The 16524-nt window shown below is 58.4% G+C and carries 14 protein-coding genes; 10 read left to right on the forward strand and 4 right to left on the reverse strand.

From position 1 onward, the window contains the following. Nucleotides 1–6: 6 nt before the first annotated feature. The 4 genes from ald to H8274_RS03505 all read right to left on the reverse strand — a co-directional run bounded on the left by ald (nt 7) and on the right by H8274_RS03505 (nt 3691). A complete protein-coding gene (gene ald / locus H8274_RS03490; protein WP_049618889.1) occupies nt 7–1134 on the reverse strand; it encodes an alanine dehydrogenase in 1128 nt (375 codons plus the stop codon). A gap of 252 nt (nt 1135–1386) precedes the next feature. Continuing rightward, complete coding sequence (locus H8274_RS03495; RefSeq protein WP_049618888.1) at nt 1387–2553, reverse strand: hypothetical protein; 1167 nt, start codon at nt 2551–2553, stop codon at nt 1387–1389. After that, nucleotides 2550–3299 (reverse strand): ATP-binding cassette domain-containing protein, encoded by a 750-nt coding sequence (locus H8274_RS03500; protein ID WP_049618887.1) that lies wholly within the window; start codon nt 3297–3299, stop codon nt 2550–2552. The genes H8274_RS03495 and H8274_RS03500 overlap by 4 nt, the downstream gene beginning before the upstream one ends. Then, on the reverse strand, nt 3296–3691 hold the full coding sequence (locus H8274_RS03505) for a GntR family transcriptional regulator (RefSeq protein ID WP_185933833.1): 396 nt from the start codon (nt 3689–3691) through the stop codon (nt 3296–3298). Before H8274_RS03505 ends, H8274_RS03500 begins: the two co-directional genes overlap by 4 nt. 380 nt (nt 3692–4071) lie before the next feature. Between H8274_RS03505 and H8274_RS03510 the strand changes: the two genes are divergently transcribed. The 10 genes from H8274_RS03510 to H8274_RS03555 all read left to right on the forward strand — a co-directional run bounded on the left by H8274_RS03510 (nt 4072) and on the right by H8274_RS03555 (nt 16338). Next, nucleotides 4072–5313 carry a Gfo/Idh/MocA family protein gene (locus H8274_RS03510; protein WP_185933834.1) on the forward strand — a complete coding sequence of 414 codons (1242 nt, stop codon included), beginning with the start codon at nt 4072–4074 and terminating at the stop codon, nt 5311–5313. A 50-nt stretch (nt 5314–5363) separates the two neighbouring features. Next, complete coding sequence (locus H8274_RS03515) at nt 5364–7067, forward strand: sodium:solute symporter family protein (protein WP_185933835.1); 1704 nt, start codon at nt 5364–5366, stop codon at nt 7065–7067. A 219-nt stretch (nt 7068–7286) separates the two neighbouring features. Continuing rightward, nucleotides 7287–7619: a hypothetical protein gene (locus tag H8274_RS03520; RefSeq protein ID WP_141670162.1), complete on the forward strand. Its 333-nt coding sequence runs from the start codon at nt 7287–7289 to the stop codon at nt 7617–7619. 109 nt (nt 7620–7728) lie between these two features. Continuing rightward, nucleotides 7729–8505, forward strand: coding sequence for an electron transfer flavoprotein subunit beta/FixA family protein (locus H8274_RS03525; protein WP_049618884.1), 777 nt, complete (start codon nt 7729–7731; stop codon nt 8503–8505). Next, nucleotides 8502–9536 carry an electron transfer flavoprotein subunit alpha/FixB family protein gene (locus tag H8274_RS03530; RefSeq protein ID WP_244924515.1) on the forward strand — a complete coding sequence of 345 codons (1035 nt, stop codon included), beginning with the start codon at nt 8502–8504 and terminating at the stop codon, nt 9534–9536. Before H8274_RS03525 ends, H8274_RS03530 begins: the two co-directional genes overlap by 4 nt. Before the next feature lie 172 nt (nt 9537–9708). Further along, nucleotides 9709–11016, forward strand: coding sequence for an NRAMP family divalent metal transporter (locus H8274_RS03535; protein WP_074661294.1), 1308 nt, complete (start codon nt 9709–9711; stop codon nt 11014–11016). Nucleotides 11017–11081: 65 nt separating this feature from the next. Then, nucleotides 11082–11858 carry a LamB/YcsF family protein gene (locus H8274_RS03540; RefSeq protein ID WP_065415240.1) on the forward strand — a complete coding sequence of 259 codons (777 nt, stop codon included), beginning with the start codon at nt 11082–11084 and terminating at the stop codon, nt 11856–11858. A gap of 192 nt (nt 11859–12050) precedes the next feature. Beyond that, the gene (locus H8274_RS03545) at nt 12051–12851 is read left to right on the forward strand and encodes a putative hydro-lyase (protein WP_065415239.1); all 801 of its coding nucleotides are present in this window, start codon (nt 12051–12053) and stop codon (nt 12849–12851) included. Then, complete coding sequence (locus tag H8274_RS03550) at nt 12848–14611, forward strand: 5-oxoprolinase subunit B/C family protein (RefSeq protein WP_185933836.1); 1764 nt, start codon at nt 12848–12850, stop codon at nt 14609–14611. The genes H8274_RS03545 and H8274_RS03550 overlap by 4 nt, the downstream gene beginning before the upstream one ends. A 17-nt stretch (nt 14612–14628) precedes the next feature. Then, nucleotides 14629–16338 (forward strand): acetyl/propionyl/methylcrotonyl-CoA carboxylase subunit alpha, encoded by a 1710-nt coding sequence (locus H8274_RS03555; protein ID WP_185933837.1) that lies wholly within the window; start codon nt 14629–14631, stop codon nt 16336–16338. Nucleotides 16339–16524 lie beyond the last annotated feature (186 nt).

A 16524-nucleotide genomic window follows, 5' to 3' on the forward strand; every position in this document is an offset into this window, starting at 1 on the left:
AGTCTCTCACTGCTCTTCTGGGAGCTCATTAGTGAAATCAGCCTCCTGTAGGCCCATCGTCCCGGCAACGGAGTCAAAAACGGCGCGATTAGTAATTTTACCGGCCGCAGTGTTAAGCCCTGGGCGGAAGCCGGGGTCTGCGGTCAGCGCTTCGCGCCACCCGTGATTTGCGATTTGCATGGCATAAGGCAAAGTGGTGTTCGTCAACGCTTCGGTAGCAGTTTGAGGTACCGCGCCGGGCATATTCGCCACGCAGTAGAAGATCTTCCCATCCACGTCGAAAGTGGGATGTTGGTGCGTGGTGGGATGCGAACCTTCAAAACAGCCACCTTGGTCGATCGCAATATCTACCAGCACTGAACCTTCTCGCATTTTGCGGACCATGGCGCTGGTAACTAGCTTCGGGGCGGAAGCCCCCGGGATGAGCACGGAACCGATTACGAGGTCCGCATTGGCCACGGTTTCTTCAATGTTTTGCGCATTAGAAGCCAAGGTTTTGAAGGTGGAACCGTAAGTGGAACGCAAAGCGGCAAGCCGTTCTACCGAAATATCGAGCACGGTTACGTCTCCGCCCATGCCGGCGGCCATTACGGCGGCGCTTTCACCAGCCACACCGCCACCGACCACCGCTACCCGGGCGGGCCGCGTTCCGGCCACGCCGCCAATGAGCATGCCCGATCCGCCCTGGGCTTCCATCAGATGGTAAGAACCAATAATTGGGGAAAGGTTGCCGGCTACCCGGCTCATGGGGGCGAGCAAGGGGAGCTTGTTGCCTTCGCGCACGGTTTCATAAGCTACGGAAATTGTGCCGGCATCCAGCAGGGCCCGTACTAGTCGGGTATTGGAAGCCAGATGCAGGTAGGTGAAGAGTACGAGGTCGGGCCGCAGGTAGTGGTATTCCTCCGGTTCTGGTTCTTTGACTTTCAAAACGAGGTCTGCCGCCCAAGCTTGTCCGGCGGTCCCAATCTTTGCGCCTGCCGCAGCGTAAGCCTCGTCAGAAAAACCGGAAACGCGCCCGGCGTCGGACTGCACCACAACCTCGTGTCCAGCCTCGGTAAGTTCACGCGCACCGGCAGGCGTCAAGGCCACGCGGTACTCGTTATTCTTCAATTCAGTAGGGACTCCAATTCTCATGGTGCAAGTGTAGGTGGCAAAAGGGCGCGGTTCATCCCCTATTCGGCTACTGAGGCGGCACGTTGGGTAACTTGTGGCGCTCGGCGCAGTAAACTCGCGGTGCTTGGTGTGGGAAACTTGCGGTGCTTGGCGCAGTAAACCCGTGGTGCTTGGTGTAGGAAACTTGCGGCGTTAGGTGCAGTAAACCCGTGGCGCTCGGCGCAGGAAACCACGCCGGGCACCACGGGCGTTCTAGCACGTTTTAACGCGGTTTTAGCGCCGCTTCAAATTAGTGCGGAGCAGGTTGCGCCGGCTCAGCCTGCGGCTAATAACCAGGCAGATACCACCGAAAATCAGTACCAGGAACAAGAATTCGAAGGTTTGGGTTTGCCCGTCTGGGAACCAGCTATTGAAGAAAGTATCTTCCAGGCCTCTCACCCAGTTTTGGAAAGCTTCTAGGCCGGGTTGGGCCCAGGCCCCGAAACTCTGCACGGGCCCGGCCAGGAGTCCCGCAATCGGTTGGATCAGGAAACGGTCCAGGGTGTCTAGCCCCCAGCCGAGCACCCAATTGATCGGCCTGGAAAGGGCGGAGTAGATAACTGCGATCACCACCACGATCGCACCGAACATGGCCGTATGCAGCACTACCGTACGTACCCGCCAGCGCGTAAAAATACTGGCCAGGGCGATCGCTAAGGCATAGGTGGCAATTCCGATCAGGAAGTAGCCAAGAAGGATGTGCCAGTAGTTACCGCTATAGGGGAGAGACGCGCCCGGCTCCCAGGGCGGCGCAAAACCGTCTAGATCCGCATATCCCAGGGTGGTAAGTTCCGAGGTTTTAATCGTGCCGGAAATGGCCAGGGTGTCGGTACGCAAGCCGTGGATGAACAGCACCAGGTTGGTGAGGAAAGCTAAAACCAAGAACGCGAGGGATATGCTCCGCAGGCCCGCCCCGCGCAAGGCCCGCCAAATATGCACCCGCGTGTACCCGGCGTTCAAGTAGGCCTGGGTACGCAGAGTTTGCAGAGCCCCGACCAAAGAAACTATAGAAATACACGGCACCATTAACTCATGCAAAATGAGCAGACCCGGCACCGAGTGCAGATAAGCCAAGTGGGTGGCGTCCAACGGCGCGGTGGCATGCCCATTGGTGAAAGAAAGAAGCACCACGAAGATAATTGCAAAGCCCAGGGCGAGGATTTGCTGGCGGAAGAAGCGCCCGCGCAGCGAGCCCGCGCCGCCTACAAATTTTTCTGCCACGTGCCCGAGGCTGGCATTAAGCCCGCGGTATATCTCACCTAGGCTCCGCCCTTGGGCCACGCCAAGGTTATGCCGCCGGCCGGCATTCCGGCCGCGCCTGCCGGGGTGCGTGCCTGCCTGATCGGCGTCAGAGCAGGAGAGGGGCTGCGCTCCGGTAGCTGGTTTCTGGTCGTGCATCATTGCGGGTCTCCTCCCATGCTTTGTTTTTGTGAATCGGAGAGTGTGAGGGCCATGAGCACTTCGGTCAAAGAAGCAAGTTTGCCGTTTTGGCCGTACTTGGCACGTAGCTCGTCTGGGTCGCCGTCGGCAATTACAGTGCCGTGGTCAAGGAAAATTGCCCGGTCTAGCAGGTTCTGTATTTCCTCAATGAGATGCGAGGAAAGGATGATAGTGCGCGGGTGCGCGGTGTAATCAGCCAGCAAGCACCGGTAGAAAATTTCGCGGTACACCGCGTCCATTCCCAAATGCACCTCGTCCAGGATGGTGACGGGAGTGCGGGCTGCCAGGCCGAGCGTGGCGTGGAAGGCCGCGAGTTGCCCGCGCGAAAGCTGCAAGGGGGAAGCCTTAGGGGAGAGTTCGAAAAGTTCGAGCAGCTCGTGGGCATATTCGCCATCCCAGGTTTCGCGTGCCTGTTCCCACACGTGCATAGTGGTGGTGAGCGGAGAATCTGGGAAAGCCACTGTAGCTTCCGAAACGTAGGCGATTGCTGCCATGGCGGCCGCGCTTTCAAAAACACGTTCGCCGCGGTAGTACACCTCCCCGGAATCCGGTTTGAGCAGACCCGCTAAAAGCATGCCGAGCGTGGATTTTCCAGACCCGTTACGGCCTAGCATGCCGGTAATACTCGGACTCGTAAACTCTAGCGTGACCTGCGATATTGCCGGCTTTTTGCGATAGGTAAAGCTGAGTTTCTCGGTGCGTATCACAGCGCTTCTCCTTCCGTGTGCTTGGTGTTTTCTGTCTCGAAATGGGCGCGGGCAAACCGCAAAATCTGAGCGATGGTGAACCCTAAATTCAACCCTTCGTCCAGCGCGGGCCCCAGTACTTTTTCCGCGTACTCTTCTCTGCCGGTAGCGCGCAAAAGCTGTTCGGCTCGCGCGGTCACAAACATTCCCACTCCGCGCCGTTTCTCCAGTAACCCCTCATCTACCAGCAGGTTCAGTGCCTTATTAGCGGTAGCAGGGTTAATTTTGTAGGCGGCCGCGTACTGGGTGGTGGACATTGTTTGCGAACCTGCGGGCAATTGCCCGGAAAGGATCTGCTCGCGAATGTTCTGTGCGATCTGCAGGTAGATAGGCATTCCCGAAGCGAAGTCCATACACACCCCCTTGGTTAGTTACATGAGTAGCTAACCAAGTAACTGGGGTGCGTGTCAAGGGGGCGATTTTTCGCTCCGGTTTGCGGTGCCTGGCGGCGGTGTGGATAACTTGTCGACGACGCCGAAAAGCCCGCCCCAGAGCCATTTGGCCGCACGTTCCTGGCGGTGCTAAAAGCGCTTAGCAGGAATATGAAATAGCGCTTACTCGAAGGCTACATAGAGGTGAATGGCGTACGGAAATGAAGTCTCAAGCGGGCAAAATCACGCTCACAGCGGTGCCAAAGGCGTTACTCTGGAGATCTAGGCAAAAATAGGGCGCCACCGAAGGTGATAACGCCCGCGGTTAACGTATTTGCCTTCGTAGCTAGGCAGGAGAAAAAATGCAGGCAGCAGCTACTAACAAAGAGTCGACTGATGCGCCCGGCAAGGCCCCGGTGAATGCAACCACTGAGGGCACGGTAAATGTGACCACCGGGGGCGCCGTAAATGCGGCCACCAGGGACTCGGCTAGGGACTCAGCGATTGCGCCCCAGGAAGAGCCGGCACGCGGTAGCGAGTTAGCAATCGGCCAGCTCGGGCTGGGCCGGGCGGGGGCTATGCACGCGAAGATTCTCAATTCGCGGGTGGCACGTTTGGTGATCGCTGATCCCCAGCCAGGCCGGGCTGAACAAGTAGCTGCCGAACTGGCAGAGATTTCGCGCGCCCAAGGCATTAGCGGGGCCCGGGTAGAAGTAGCTAGCCCGGAAGAGATCGAAACGGGGACGGGCCGGGCCGCCGGTCTCGATGGAGTAGTAATTACCAGTCCCACCAACGTGCATGGAGAGCAGATTATTGCGGTAGCACAACGCGGGCTGCCGGTATTTTGCGAAAAACCGGTTGCTACCTCGCTGGCAGAAACTTTGCGGGTGTGTGCTAATACCCCGGCGGATGCGCCAATCCATATTGGTTTCCAACGCCGTTTCGATCCCGCCTATAGCGCCGCGCGCAAACATGTAGCGGCTGGAAAACTGGGAGAATTGCGGCGGGTGATTATGCACACCATGGACCAAAACCCGCCGCACCGCGAATTTCTGGCCGCTTCCGGTGGGATTTTCGTGGACTGCCTGATCCATGATTTTGATGTCCTGCGCTGGGTCACCGGCCAAGAAGTGGAAGAAGTCTTTGCCTACGGAAACGATTTGGGCCTAGCTGATTTCCGCGATTTTGCGGATGCGGCCGAAACCGTGGCCGTCCTCAAAATGACGGGCGGGGTGTTGGTAACGGCGTCGTCGTCGCGCTACAACGGGCACGGGTACGACGTGCGTATGGAACTGCACGGAACTACCCGCACCGAAGTAGTGGGAATGGATGAAAAGCTCCCTTTGGTTTCTCTGGAACCCGGGGTGAGCTACCCGCAGGGTGAACCGTGGGTGGATTTCATCGCGCGGTTTGCGGAGTGTTATGCCCGCGAAATTGATGCCTTCCTAAAAGTTGTACAGAACGGGGAAGCGGTACCGGCAGGGCTAGCAGATGCCGTGCGAGCCCTAGAAATTGCGGAAGCGGCCCAGCGGTCGTTCCAGGAACACCGCCCGGTAACGGTCGCCGAAATTCGGCAGGCTCACGCGGAAATCGGCACCAAGTAAACCGGCGATGGCCGAGCTAGCCGGCTTCTAGCAGCGAAAGCGAGACACATATGGACCTCAGGCTCGATGCGAATCTTTTTGATTACAGCTTCATCGTGCTCTATGTGGCCTTAGTGATAACGATCGGGTGGGTGACCCGGCGCAAGGTTACCTCGGCCGAGGATTTCTTCCTTTCCGGGCGCTCTTTGCCAGCCTGGATTTGTGCCATGGCTTTCCTTTCCGCCAATATTGGCGCGGTGGAACTAATCGGCATGGCTGCCTCCGGTTCGCAACACGGGCTACCCACCGTGCACTACTACTGGATTGGGGCCGTGCCGGCCATGGTGTTCCTCGGCCTGGTCATGATGCCGTTCTATTACGGAGCGCGGGTGCGGAGCGTGCCCGAGTATTTGCGTTTGCGGTTCGATAAAGCCACGCACGTGTACCAGTCGGTGATCTTCACTATTTCTACCATTCTGGTAGCTGGGATTAACCTGTTTGCCTTGGCCTTGCTGATCAATGTGCTGATCGGGTGGCCGCTATGGATTTCTATCGTATTTTCGGCGGGGATTGTGCTTGTCTATACCGCGGCCGGCGGGCTTACCGCCACCATGTATAACGAAGTGCTCCAACTCCTGCTCATTATTGCTTTTATAACCCCGCTGACCATTGGCGGTCTGGCGCGCGTGGGCGGGCCGGCCGGGCTCGTAGAAGCCCTGCAAAACTCACAGGTACTTGGCCCGGATGGGCTATCCGTGTGGGGCGGGACCGGGCTTAGTAATACCACCAACCCGTACGGGAACTGGATTGGGATTGCCCTGGGCATGGGCTTTGTGAATTCCTTCGGATACTGGACCACGAATTTCACGGAAGTACAGCGGGCGCTTTCTGCCCGCGATATGCGTTCGGCCCGGCTCGCCCCAATCCTGGCAGCCATCCCGAAAATGTTCCTGCCGGCCGTAATTATTGTGCCGGGGCTGATCGCCGCCGTGCTTATTCCGGAACTACATACCGGCCAACTGGCCTACAACGAAGCGTTACCAGCTTTAATTGGGCAGATTATGCCGCACGGTTTGCTCGGATTAGCTCTGGCCGGGTTAATCGCCGCGTTTATGGCGGGCATGGCAGCTAATATTTCGTCTTTCACAACCGTGATCACCTACGACCTGTGGGAAACCTATATTCGGCCCGGCAGGTCTGACTCCTACTACGTAAAAGCCGGGCGGCGTTTTACTTTCTGGGGTGTGATCATAGCCGTCGGCACGGCCTTTATTGCCGCCGAATTTTCGAACCTGCAAGACTACACACAACTATTGCAGTCAATTTTCAACGCACCCCTGTTCGCGACTTTCATCCTCGGCATGTTTTGGAAACGCATGAGCCCGCAAGCGGGCCTGTGGGGACTGGTGGCCGGCGCGGCCGGAGCCGGGTTTGTACAAATCGGCAACGCGGCAGGTTTTCTCACCTTTAATTCTTCCCAAGCAGCTTCCTTTATGGCCTCGGGCGTGGCATTCGTGGCCGATATTGCCGTATCCGTGCTGGTCACCTGGCGTACCCCGCCCAAACCCCTAGAAGAACTAGACGGCCTGGTATGGGGGAGAACCAAAATGACGATTCGCGGTGCCCTGCCTGCCCCGGATTTAGCGGCCGCGCAAATTGCCGAAGCCCGCCAGCGGGAAGCAGCCGGGGAAAAACTGCACTGGTGGGAACGGCCCGGCCCGCTCGGCGGCGTCGTTCTCGCGGTTTGCCTAGTACTCAACGTGTGCTTCGCCTAAAACCGCGTCGCTTAACACCGGGGTTTGCTCCCAGCTAAGCAAAAGGAAGCTAATCTGCGCTAAACCAAAGAAAACGAGCCGGCGCTAAGCCAAAGAAACGAAACAACCGCCCGGCAGAGAAAGAACCAAGTACCCAATAGAAAAAGAACCAATCAAACACCAGGGAAATAACCGCCGGTACTAAACAGCAAACTAGCTAAGCACCAAGGAATCGAACAAATGACTAAAGAAAACAAAGAGCAAGCGGCAGCAAAGGGCACGGCAGCGGCGCCAGCAAATCCTCGCCGGTCCGGCTGCATGCGGTTTTCGGTATTAGATTTGCGGGTTTGGATGGCGGTGATGCTGGGCGGGTTTGGGTTTATGCTCACGGTGTACGGATTATTCTTTGTGACCGCGGAAGATTTGGCGAAAGCCGCGGGGTTGAACCTGAATTTGTGGACGGGGATCGCTATGATCGCGGGCGGGGTGCTGTGTGCGTGGCGAGCCGCAACCCACCCGGAAAGCGATGCGGGAGAGGGAAACCTCGCTGAGACGAATCCGGAGGTGCTCTAGCCTCGAGATCAAGGTAAGGTTTGAGCAGGATATGCCCGCAGCGCTCGGGACAATCAATTGAGCGAAAAACCAAACCGTAGATCGATACACGGAGGGAAGCGAGGAAGGCATGACCATTGCGGTTGCCTATAAGGTTGCCCGTAATCCGGAAGCCGCCAGGGTTACGGAAAGCGGGGATATGGACTGGTCTCGTGCGCGCCCAGTAATATCTGACGACGACGTCGTTGCCATGCAAGTAGCGGCCGATCTCGCGGCGCAACTTGGAACCGAATCCTTAGGGATTACCGTCGGAAGCAGCATCGCGGCCAGCGGTGCCATCAGAAAAAGTGCTTTATCAAACGGTCCGGATCGGGCTCTCATCGTGGCTGATGATGCTACCGAAAAATGGACCGCCACCACGATGGGGCAGGCTTTGGCCACGCTCGTGAAACGGGAAGGGGATATCACCCTCCTTCTTACCGGCCCGGGCAGTATTGATGAAGGTGGCCGGGTGATCCCGGGGATCGCCGCGGCTCATCTGGGCTGGCCCTGTTTCCAAGACGTCACCAAAATTGAGCTTCGGGAAAACGGGACTTTTCGGTGCTTACAGCAAGTAGGTGCCGAACTACGCCGCATTGATCTATGCGGTCCGGCAGTAATCGCGGTTACCTCGGATGCGGCAGAAGTATCCGTGCCGAGCATGCGCGATATTATTGGCGCCGGCAAGAAACCTTACGCGGAAGTTTCCGTGGCCGAACTGGGGCTTTCTCCGATTACAGCCAGTCCGCTTGCCCGGCGGAAAGCCGCCGAAAAGCAACGCAAGCATATTATCTTTAGCGGGCAGGAAGCACCGGCACAATTGGCGGCCGCCCTGCGCGATGCCGGCTTCATTGGAGGTAACAAGTGACGGTTTGGGTTCTTAGTGCCGGAGCAGATGTGAGTGAACTCGTAGCGTTCGCCAAGCGCCGCGGTCCAGTAAATGTAGTGGGCGTAGCAAATGGTACGGAAGCTACTGATGCTGATGTAGCCGGCGCGGATCGCGCCATTCGCGTGGAACTGGAAGCGGGTATTCCGCCGGAAACCGCGGCAATGTACGTGGCCGGCCTGGTGGAGCTGGGCCCGAACGATCTCGTCTTGGCACCGAGTACAGGGGTTGCACGTGCCTTTGCGGGGGCCGTAGCCGTCAAATATGGCCTCCCGCTCCTTACCGGAGTGCGTAGCTTTGACGAAAACACCTTGACCCTTGCCCGCTTTGGCGGCGCAACCTTAGAGGACTATCCGCTAGAAGCGCCCCTAGTGGCGATTATGGAACCAATGTCCGCAGCCGCCGCAGAAACTAGCGCCGCCGCGGAAACTTGTGCCGCCGCGGAAACTAGCGCCGCCGCCGATACAGCCGGCGCACCAGCTACCGCAACACCGGCTGCCGCAACACCAGCTGCGGCTGCAGAACCGCCAGCTACGGCTGCGGCACCGGAAGTGGAAGTGCTCAGACCCGAGGAGGCAGACCTGCTTGGCTGTGCCAAAATCACGGACCGGCAAGCCGCCGAGGTAGGAGAAGTAGATCTTTCCCGCGCCGATAGGGTAGTAGCCGCCGGGCGCGGATTTGTACATAAGGAAGATCTGCACCTGGCTGCTGAACTGGCTACCGCCCTAGACGCGGCTCTCGGTTCTTCGCGGCCCCTGTGCGATGTGGAAGGGTGGATGAGCCGCGATCAATACCTCGGCTTGGAAGGCGTGCGCATGCGTGGCAGCCTGCTCGTTACCGCCGGTGTTTCCGGGGCAATCCACTTTACGGCCGGCGTGGCCGAAGCAGAGACGATCGTTGCCATTAATAATGATCCGGAAGCCGGGATTTTCGAAGTAGCCGATTACGGCATCGTGGGAGACCTTTATGAAGTGCTTCCGCAGCTTACTGCCGAAATCGAAAAGTTGAGATAACTATCAAGATTACTCCTCCCTCTTGACAAAAATCAGCCATCCTTTACTATTGCTTTACCTAATAGTGGGTTACCTGAATTAGCTTCGGAACTCCGGCGTAATTCAGGCCGGTCCCGGAAATAAACCCCTATGAAAAGTACATAGAAAGCAGTAAGTAAAGGAGGCTGATTCCATGCTGGCAAAGGGGAATGCCGCCGCGGAAAAGAACACTCTGCCCGGTTTGGACACCCAGGCAGGAAAAGCCGTTGTGAAAAATAAGAGGGGCTCTATTCTCGGAGCTATATTCCTCATGGCCACCTCGGCTATCGGTCCTGGTTTTATTACCCAAACCGCTACCTTCACCTTCCAGTTCGGGGCGGCCTTCGGCTTCGCCATCCTGATCTCGATCCTGATTGACATTGCGGTCCAGATGAATATCTGGCGCATTATCGTAGTTTCCGGAAAACGAGCCGGAGAACTGGCGAATGCGGCCCTGCCGGGTTCGGGTCTCGTGCTGGCCGTGCTCATTATTGGCGGCGGGCTGGTTTTCAATATTGGCAATATTGCCGGCGGCGGCATGGGCATGAATTCCATGTTCGGGATCGACGTCAAACTGGGCGGCCTCATTACCGCTCTCTTCGCTATCGGCATCTTCCTGTGGAAACGTGCCGGTAAAATCATGGACTCGGTAATTATCCTCCTCGGCGTCGTCATGATTTGCCTCATGTTCTACGTAGCCGTGGTTTCCCAACCTCCCGTGGGGGAGGCGCTGCGGCAAACCGTGCTTCCCGATACCATCAACTGGGCTACGATCACCACGATCGTGGGCGGTACCGTGGGTGGTTACATCACGTATTCGGGAGCGCACCGTTTCCTCGATTCGGGTCATAGCGGCCCGGCAGCGGTCAAGGACGTGACGAATGGATCCATCAACGGCGTCGTCGTTACCGGTGTTATGCGCTATTTGCTGTTCCTTGCCTGCTTTGGGGTGGGCGCCTCGGTGCTCGCCAAAGACGCTTCCGTGGTGATCATGGACCTCATTCCGGAAGAAATGAATCCAGCCGGGTGGGCATTCTTGCAGGTCATGGGTGATGCTGGTTTGCGTATCTTCGGCATGATCCTGTGGGCAGCTTCTATTTCCTCCGTGATCGGTGCGGCCTTCACATCGGTTTCATTCTTCTCTGTGTTCAACAAGAAATTCGCACATGGCTGGCCGCGCAATATCGCTACCGTGGTGTTTATCGCCGTTTCCTTGGTGTGCTTCCTCGTGTGGGGGCAAGCTCCGGGCACGATGCTCGTTTTCGCGGGCGGGTTGAACGGCTTGATCTTGCCCATCGGCCTCACGATCTTCATGTACATCGGGTGGTTCCGCGCCCGCGACCTGCTGCAGGGGTACCGTTACCCGAAGTGGCTGCTCGTAGCCGGTACGGCCGCGACGGCGCTTTCCTGGTACATGGCGGTGGTTTCCGTACGCCCGATTTTCGAAATGATCCAGGGCTAAACCTGCCAGCGCCCGCAAAGTTTGCGCTAGTACCGTAAAGCGGTGTGAAGGGATAAGGTAAGGGAATGGTATCGATTGATTTGAATTCGGATCTGGGAGAGAACACTCCTGATCGCGTAGTTTCCGACGACGCCGCTATGCTGGGCATTGTTTCCTCCGCGAATGTGGCGTGCGGATTTCACGCGGGTGATCCGGCGGGTATAGCCGCGACTTTGCGGGCCGCCGCCGCGCACGGCGTGGTAGTTGGCGCACATCCCGGATACCGCGATTTTGAGGGGTTTGGGCGGCGCGCCCTGGATATTCCGGCCGCGGAACTGCAAGCCGATATTGAATACCAACTGGGAGCTTTGCAGGCCCTTGCCCGCGCTGCCGGTACCACCGTGAGCTATGTAAAACCGCATGGCGCTCTTTACAATTCCTTGGCACGGGACCGCAAGCTCGCCCACACCGTAGTGCGGGCGATCAAAGCGGTCGATCCGAACCTGGTGTTCTTGGGTTTGGCCGGTACCGAAGGAATCGAAGTGGCCGCACAGGAAGGTTTGCAGGTAGCGGCGGAAGCTTTTGCAGACCGCGCCTATACGCCCAGCGGAGATTTGGTGCCGCGCAGCCAAGCCGGTGCCGTACTGCATGACCCACAGGAAGTATCCGAAAGGATTATGCGGCTGGTAGAAACCGGAAAAATGCGGGCGATTGACGGCAGTGACGTGCAGGTACAAGCCGATTCGATTTGCGTGCATGGAGATTCTGCCGGGGCGGTTGCCATGGCCCGGGCCATTCGCGAAAACCTAGAAGCCGCCGGAATCATTATCCGGCACTTCGAAGGCCGCGCAAATCCTAAATAGGGCCATGCGAATAACCACTAATTAAGGACAATTAGGGGCAAACTAAGGCCGCAATCTCGCGCGGCCTCGCCTGGCTCTGCCACACGAATTGCGTAAGCAAACTGGAAAAGATTGCGCAAGCGAGTTGGAAAACTACGCAAGCGAGCTGGCAAAGAAGAACAAGAGAGCTGGAAAAGAGGAAGAGGACACGAAATGTTGTTTGCACAAGGAGAACTGCTCGCCAGTGCGCAGGCGGCCCGCGCCGCTGCCCGCGCCGGTAACACCGATCCCACCAGCGGGGTGGCAGAAGGCCTTGTGCAGGCCAACCTTATTTCGGTTCCCCGCGATTGGGCCTATGACGTTTTGCTATACGCCCAGCGTAACCAGAAAGCAGTACCGCTGTTGGACGTGATTGAAGATGGTGGCGTGGAATCAAAGCTGGCGCCCGGTTCGGATTTGCGTACCGATATTCCGCGCTACCGGATTTGGCACGAAGGCAAACTCAGCGCCGAAGTTGCAGATGTAACCGAAGCTTGGGCGGAGCACCCGGACCTAGTTTCTTTCCTCATCGGCTGTTCCTTTACTTTTGAAGCCGGGCTCACGGCCGCGCAAATCGAGATTCGCCACCAAACGGTAGGCCGCAATGTTCCCATGTATGAAACGAATATTGCCTGCACACCGGCGGGCCGTCTGCACGGCGCGATGGTGGTTTCCATGCGGCCGATTCCTGCTAATAGAGTGGCGGAAGCGGTGCAAATTTCGGGCCGCTACCCGGCCGTACACGGAGCCCCGGTACATGTTGGCGATCCGGAATCTTTAGGTATTGCCGATCTGTACTCGCCGGAGTACGGGGATGCTCCCGTGCCGTTGCGTCCTGGCGAAGTGCCGGTGTTTTGGGCTTGCGGAGTAACCCCGCAAGCTGCCATCCAGGCCTCGGGCGTGCCTTTCGCAATCACGCACGCCCCGGGATGCATGTTCGTATCTGATGTTTTGAATGAGAGCTATGCGGTATGAGTTTTGAACCTGAATCCCTACTCGTACTTCCCGCCGCGGAAGATACCGTGCTGGTCGAATATCCGGATCTTGATGCTGTGCTCGCCCACTATCCGGCGCTGGTTGCCTCGAAAATTTACGGTGTGCGCGAACTTGTGCCAGCGGCCCGCACCATCGCCGTCTACTTCGAACCTTCCATGAGTAGCGCCCGCGAAATTGCGGAAGCGGTACGAAGCGTGGAACCGCTCGACGTGGTTTCCCATGGCGGGGAACCCACCGAAATCGAAGTGATGTACAACGGGGAAGACCTCGCCGAGGTAGCAGACCTTTTCGGGGTTAGTACCACCGAGCTCATTACCCGGCACCAAGCGGCGCACTGGAAAGTAGCTTTCGTGGGTTTTGCGCCCGGTTTTGCGTATTGCGTGGGTGATGACGAACTGTTTGCGGCCACCCCGCGCCGCACGACGCCGCGCACCCGCATTCCGGCCGGTTCAGTTGGGCTGGCCGCCAACTTTTCGGCGGTATACCCGGGCGAAAGTCCGGGAGGATGGCAGCTGATTGGTAATTCGCGGGCGCCCATGTGGGATATTCACCGTACCTCTCCGGCGCTACTTTCCCCGGGCGACGCCGTTAAATACGTGGCCGTGCCCGAAGAAATCCAACTTGCACCACCGGCTAGCCCGGAATCGACTAGCCCGGAATCGGCTAGCGCAGAACCGGCCAGCCCGGATTTGGTTAGCTCAGAATCGGTTAGTCCGGAATCGGTTAGCCCGGAATCGGCCGGCGCGGTTGGGCAGAGCACATCGGGAGCCGAAAAGGCCGGCGCGGTTTCGGCTCCCGCCGCCGCGCCCGAACCGGCTGATTCGACGGCGCTTCCGGAACGGTACTGGGAGATCATCAATCCCGGCGTGCAAATGATTTTCGAAGATTTGGGGCGGCCCGGTTTACTGAACATTGGCGTGGCTGCGGCCGGCGCGGCCGACCACCAATCGCTCATGGCCGCTAACAGCGCGGTGGGTAATGCCCCGGATACGGCTGCTTTGGAAATTGCGGGCGGGGGAGCTGAGATTCGTTCCCATGCTCGCTGCGAAATCGCAATTGCGGGAGCTACCGGGGAAGTAACCGTCACCGAAGCAGAAACCGGGTACAGCTTTGCACTCACACCCGGTTTACCGGCCGCTATCGAACCGGGAGATACCATTTCCATCGGCTGGTTTGACCGCGGGGTACGTGCCTATCTGGCTGTGCGCGGCGGCTACGAAGTGGAGCCGATTTTAGGTTCGCGTTCTCTAGACACTTTGGCCGGCCTGGGCCCACAAGCGCTCACGGCCGGATCAATTGTGCCGCTCAGCGAAAAAGTGGCCAGCGGCGTCGTCGCCGATGCTCCCACCGTGGGAACCAAACTGCCTACGGAAGAGGAAGTAACCTTGCGGATCGTGCTCGGCCCGCGCACCGACTGGTTCACCGCCGCAGCATTGGAAAACCTCACCGCACAAGCCTGGAAAGTAACCCCGCAATCAGACCGCGTGGGCATCCGGCTGGAAGGTGAAAAACCGCTCGCGCGGGCCCGGGAAGGCGAACTACAAAGCGAAGGGGCAGTAACCGGAGCGATCCAGGTACCAACCTCGGGGCAACCGGTAATTTTCTTGGCGGACCATCCACTCACCGGGGGCTACCCCGTGATCGGCTCCCTGGTGCGGAGCGATATTGATACCGCCGCACAAATCAGACCAGGAACCACCATTAGATTCAAGATTGTGACGCCGTTCACGCAACTGTAGCGGCAGGGGAAGGGAAGATGAAGAGAATCCTTATTGCCAACCGCGGGGAAATCGCGGTGCGGATCGCGCGGGCATGCCTCGACCAGGGATACACATCCCTCGCCGTCTACGCGGATCAAGACGTGGATGCAATGCACGTGCGGCTCGCCGATGAAGCTTATGGGTTGCGCGGGCAAACCGCCGCGGAAACCTATCTTTCGATCGAAAAAATTATTGGGGTAGCAAAGCGGGCGAAAGCTGACGCGATCCACCCCGGATACGGTTTCCTGGCCGAAAACGCGGACTTTGCGCGCGCGGTGGAAGAAGCGGGGATGACGTTCATCGGCCCCACCGCGGAAACTATCGAAAAACTAGGCGATAAAGTAACCGCCCGCGAAATTGCGCGGGAAGTAGGCGCCCCACTCGTTCCCGGTTCGGAAGGCCCGCTCAGCGGCCCGGAAGAAGCGGTCAGCTGGGCGGAAGAAAACGGTTTGCCCGTAGTGTTGAAAGCTTCCTACGGGGGCGGCGGGCGCGGCATGAAAATCGTGCACCAAATCGAAGACGTGGCAGCGGCCTACCAAGCTGGTTCCTATGAAGCACAAATGGCTTTCGGGCGCGGGGAAATGTTTATCGAAAAATTCCTGGACCGGCCGCGCCATATTGAAGTACAAATTTTGGGTGACGGCACAGGTAACGTGCTCGTGGTGGGAGACCGCGACTGTTCCTTGCAGCGGCGCAACCAAAAACTGGTAGAAGAAGCCCCGGCCCCGAACCTGCCAGATCCGATTCGGGAAAACATTCACCGCGCCGCGCACGATATTTGTGCGGCCGTGAATTATCGCAGCGCCGGGACGGTAGAGTTTTTGCTCGGCCGGGATGGCACGGTTTCCTTCCTCGAAGTAAATACGCGTTTGCAAGTGGAACATCCGGTGACGGAAAAAACTTCCGGAATCGATTTGGTACGCGCCCAGTTCGCGATTGCGGAAGGGGAAGGCCTGCCGGCAACCACCATGCCCGAACCGGTGGGGCACGCGATCGAATTCCGCGTTAATGCGGAAGATCCGGGCCGTGGGTTCCTGCCTTCCCCGGGCCATATTTCCCGTATCCGCCAGCCTGGTGGCTTAGGCGTACGCTGGGATAACGGCGTGCAAGCGGGCGATGACATTCCGGCCGAATTCGACTCTATCGCCGCGAAGCTGATTGTTTCTGCTTCTTCGCGCGGGGAAGCTTTGGCGCGGGCGCGGCGCGCGATTAAAGAAACTTCGATCGACGGCGTAGCTACCACCCTGCCATTTATGCGGGCCGTAGTGCTGCATCCGGATTTTGCGGGCGAAATACCGGCCGTGGATACCGGGTGGATTGAACGTGAACTCATCCCGGTGCTAGAAGCCCAACCGCGGGCGAAACTGCGCCGGCGCGTGGACTTCCACCGGGTGCCAATCGAAATTGATGGGCAGATCCGCACTATCGGCCTGCCCGATGGGGTAGCCATGCTCGGCACGCCGGGCGCGGCAGCCGCCCAAGCCCCGGCCGAAGACCCAACGGAACTGAAGAGCCCGATCACCGGCACCATGTTCCGCCTGCTCGCCGCCGAAGGCTCGCGCGTGGAAGCAGGCGAAACCGTAGCGATTGGCGAAACCATGAAAATGGAAACGAACATTATCGCGCACATTACCGGCACCATCCACTGGCTCGTAGAAGCTGGCGGTCCGCTCGAAGCCGGCAAACCGGTAGCACGGATCTCCTAACCGGCAGCGGTGCTGGCCAGAAGCTTGCAACACAGCGGGAGCTAGCAACATAGCGGGAGCTAGCAACATAGCGGAAGCTAGCAACATAGCGGAAGCTAGCAACATAGCGGGAGCTAGCAACACAGCGGGAGCTAGCAACACAGCGGGGCCCGGAAGTTCGTAAACTTCCGGGCCCCGCTGCTTGTG

The organism is Actinobaculum suis (assembly GCF_900618115.1).
Lineage (GTDB): Bacteria > Actinomycetota > Actinomycetes > Actinomycetales > Actinomycetaceae > Actinobaculum > Actinobaculum suis.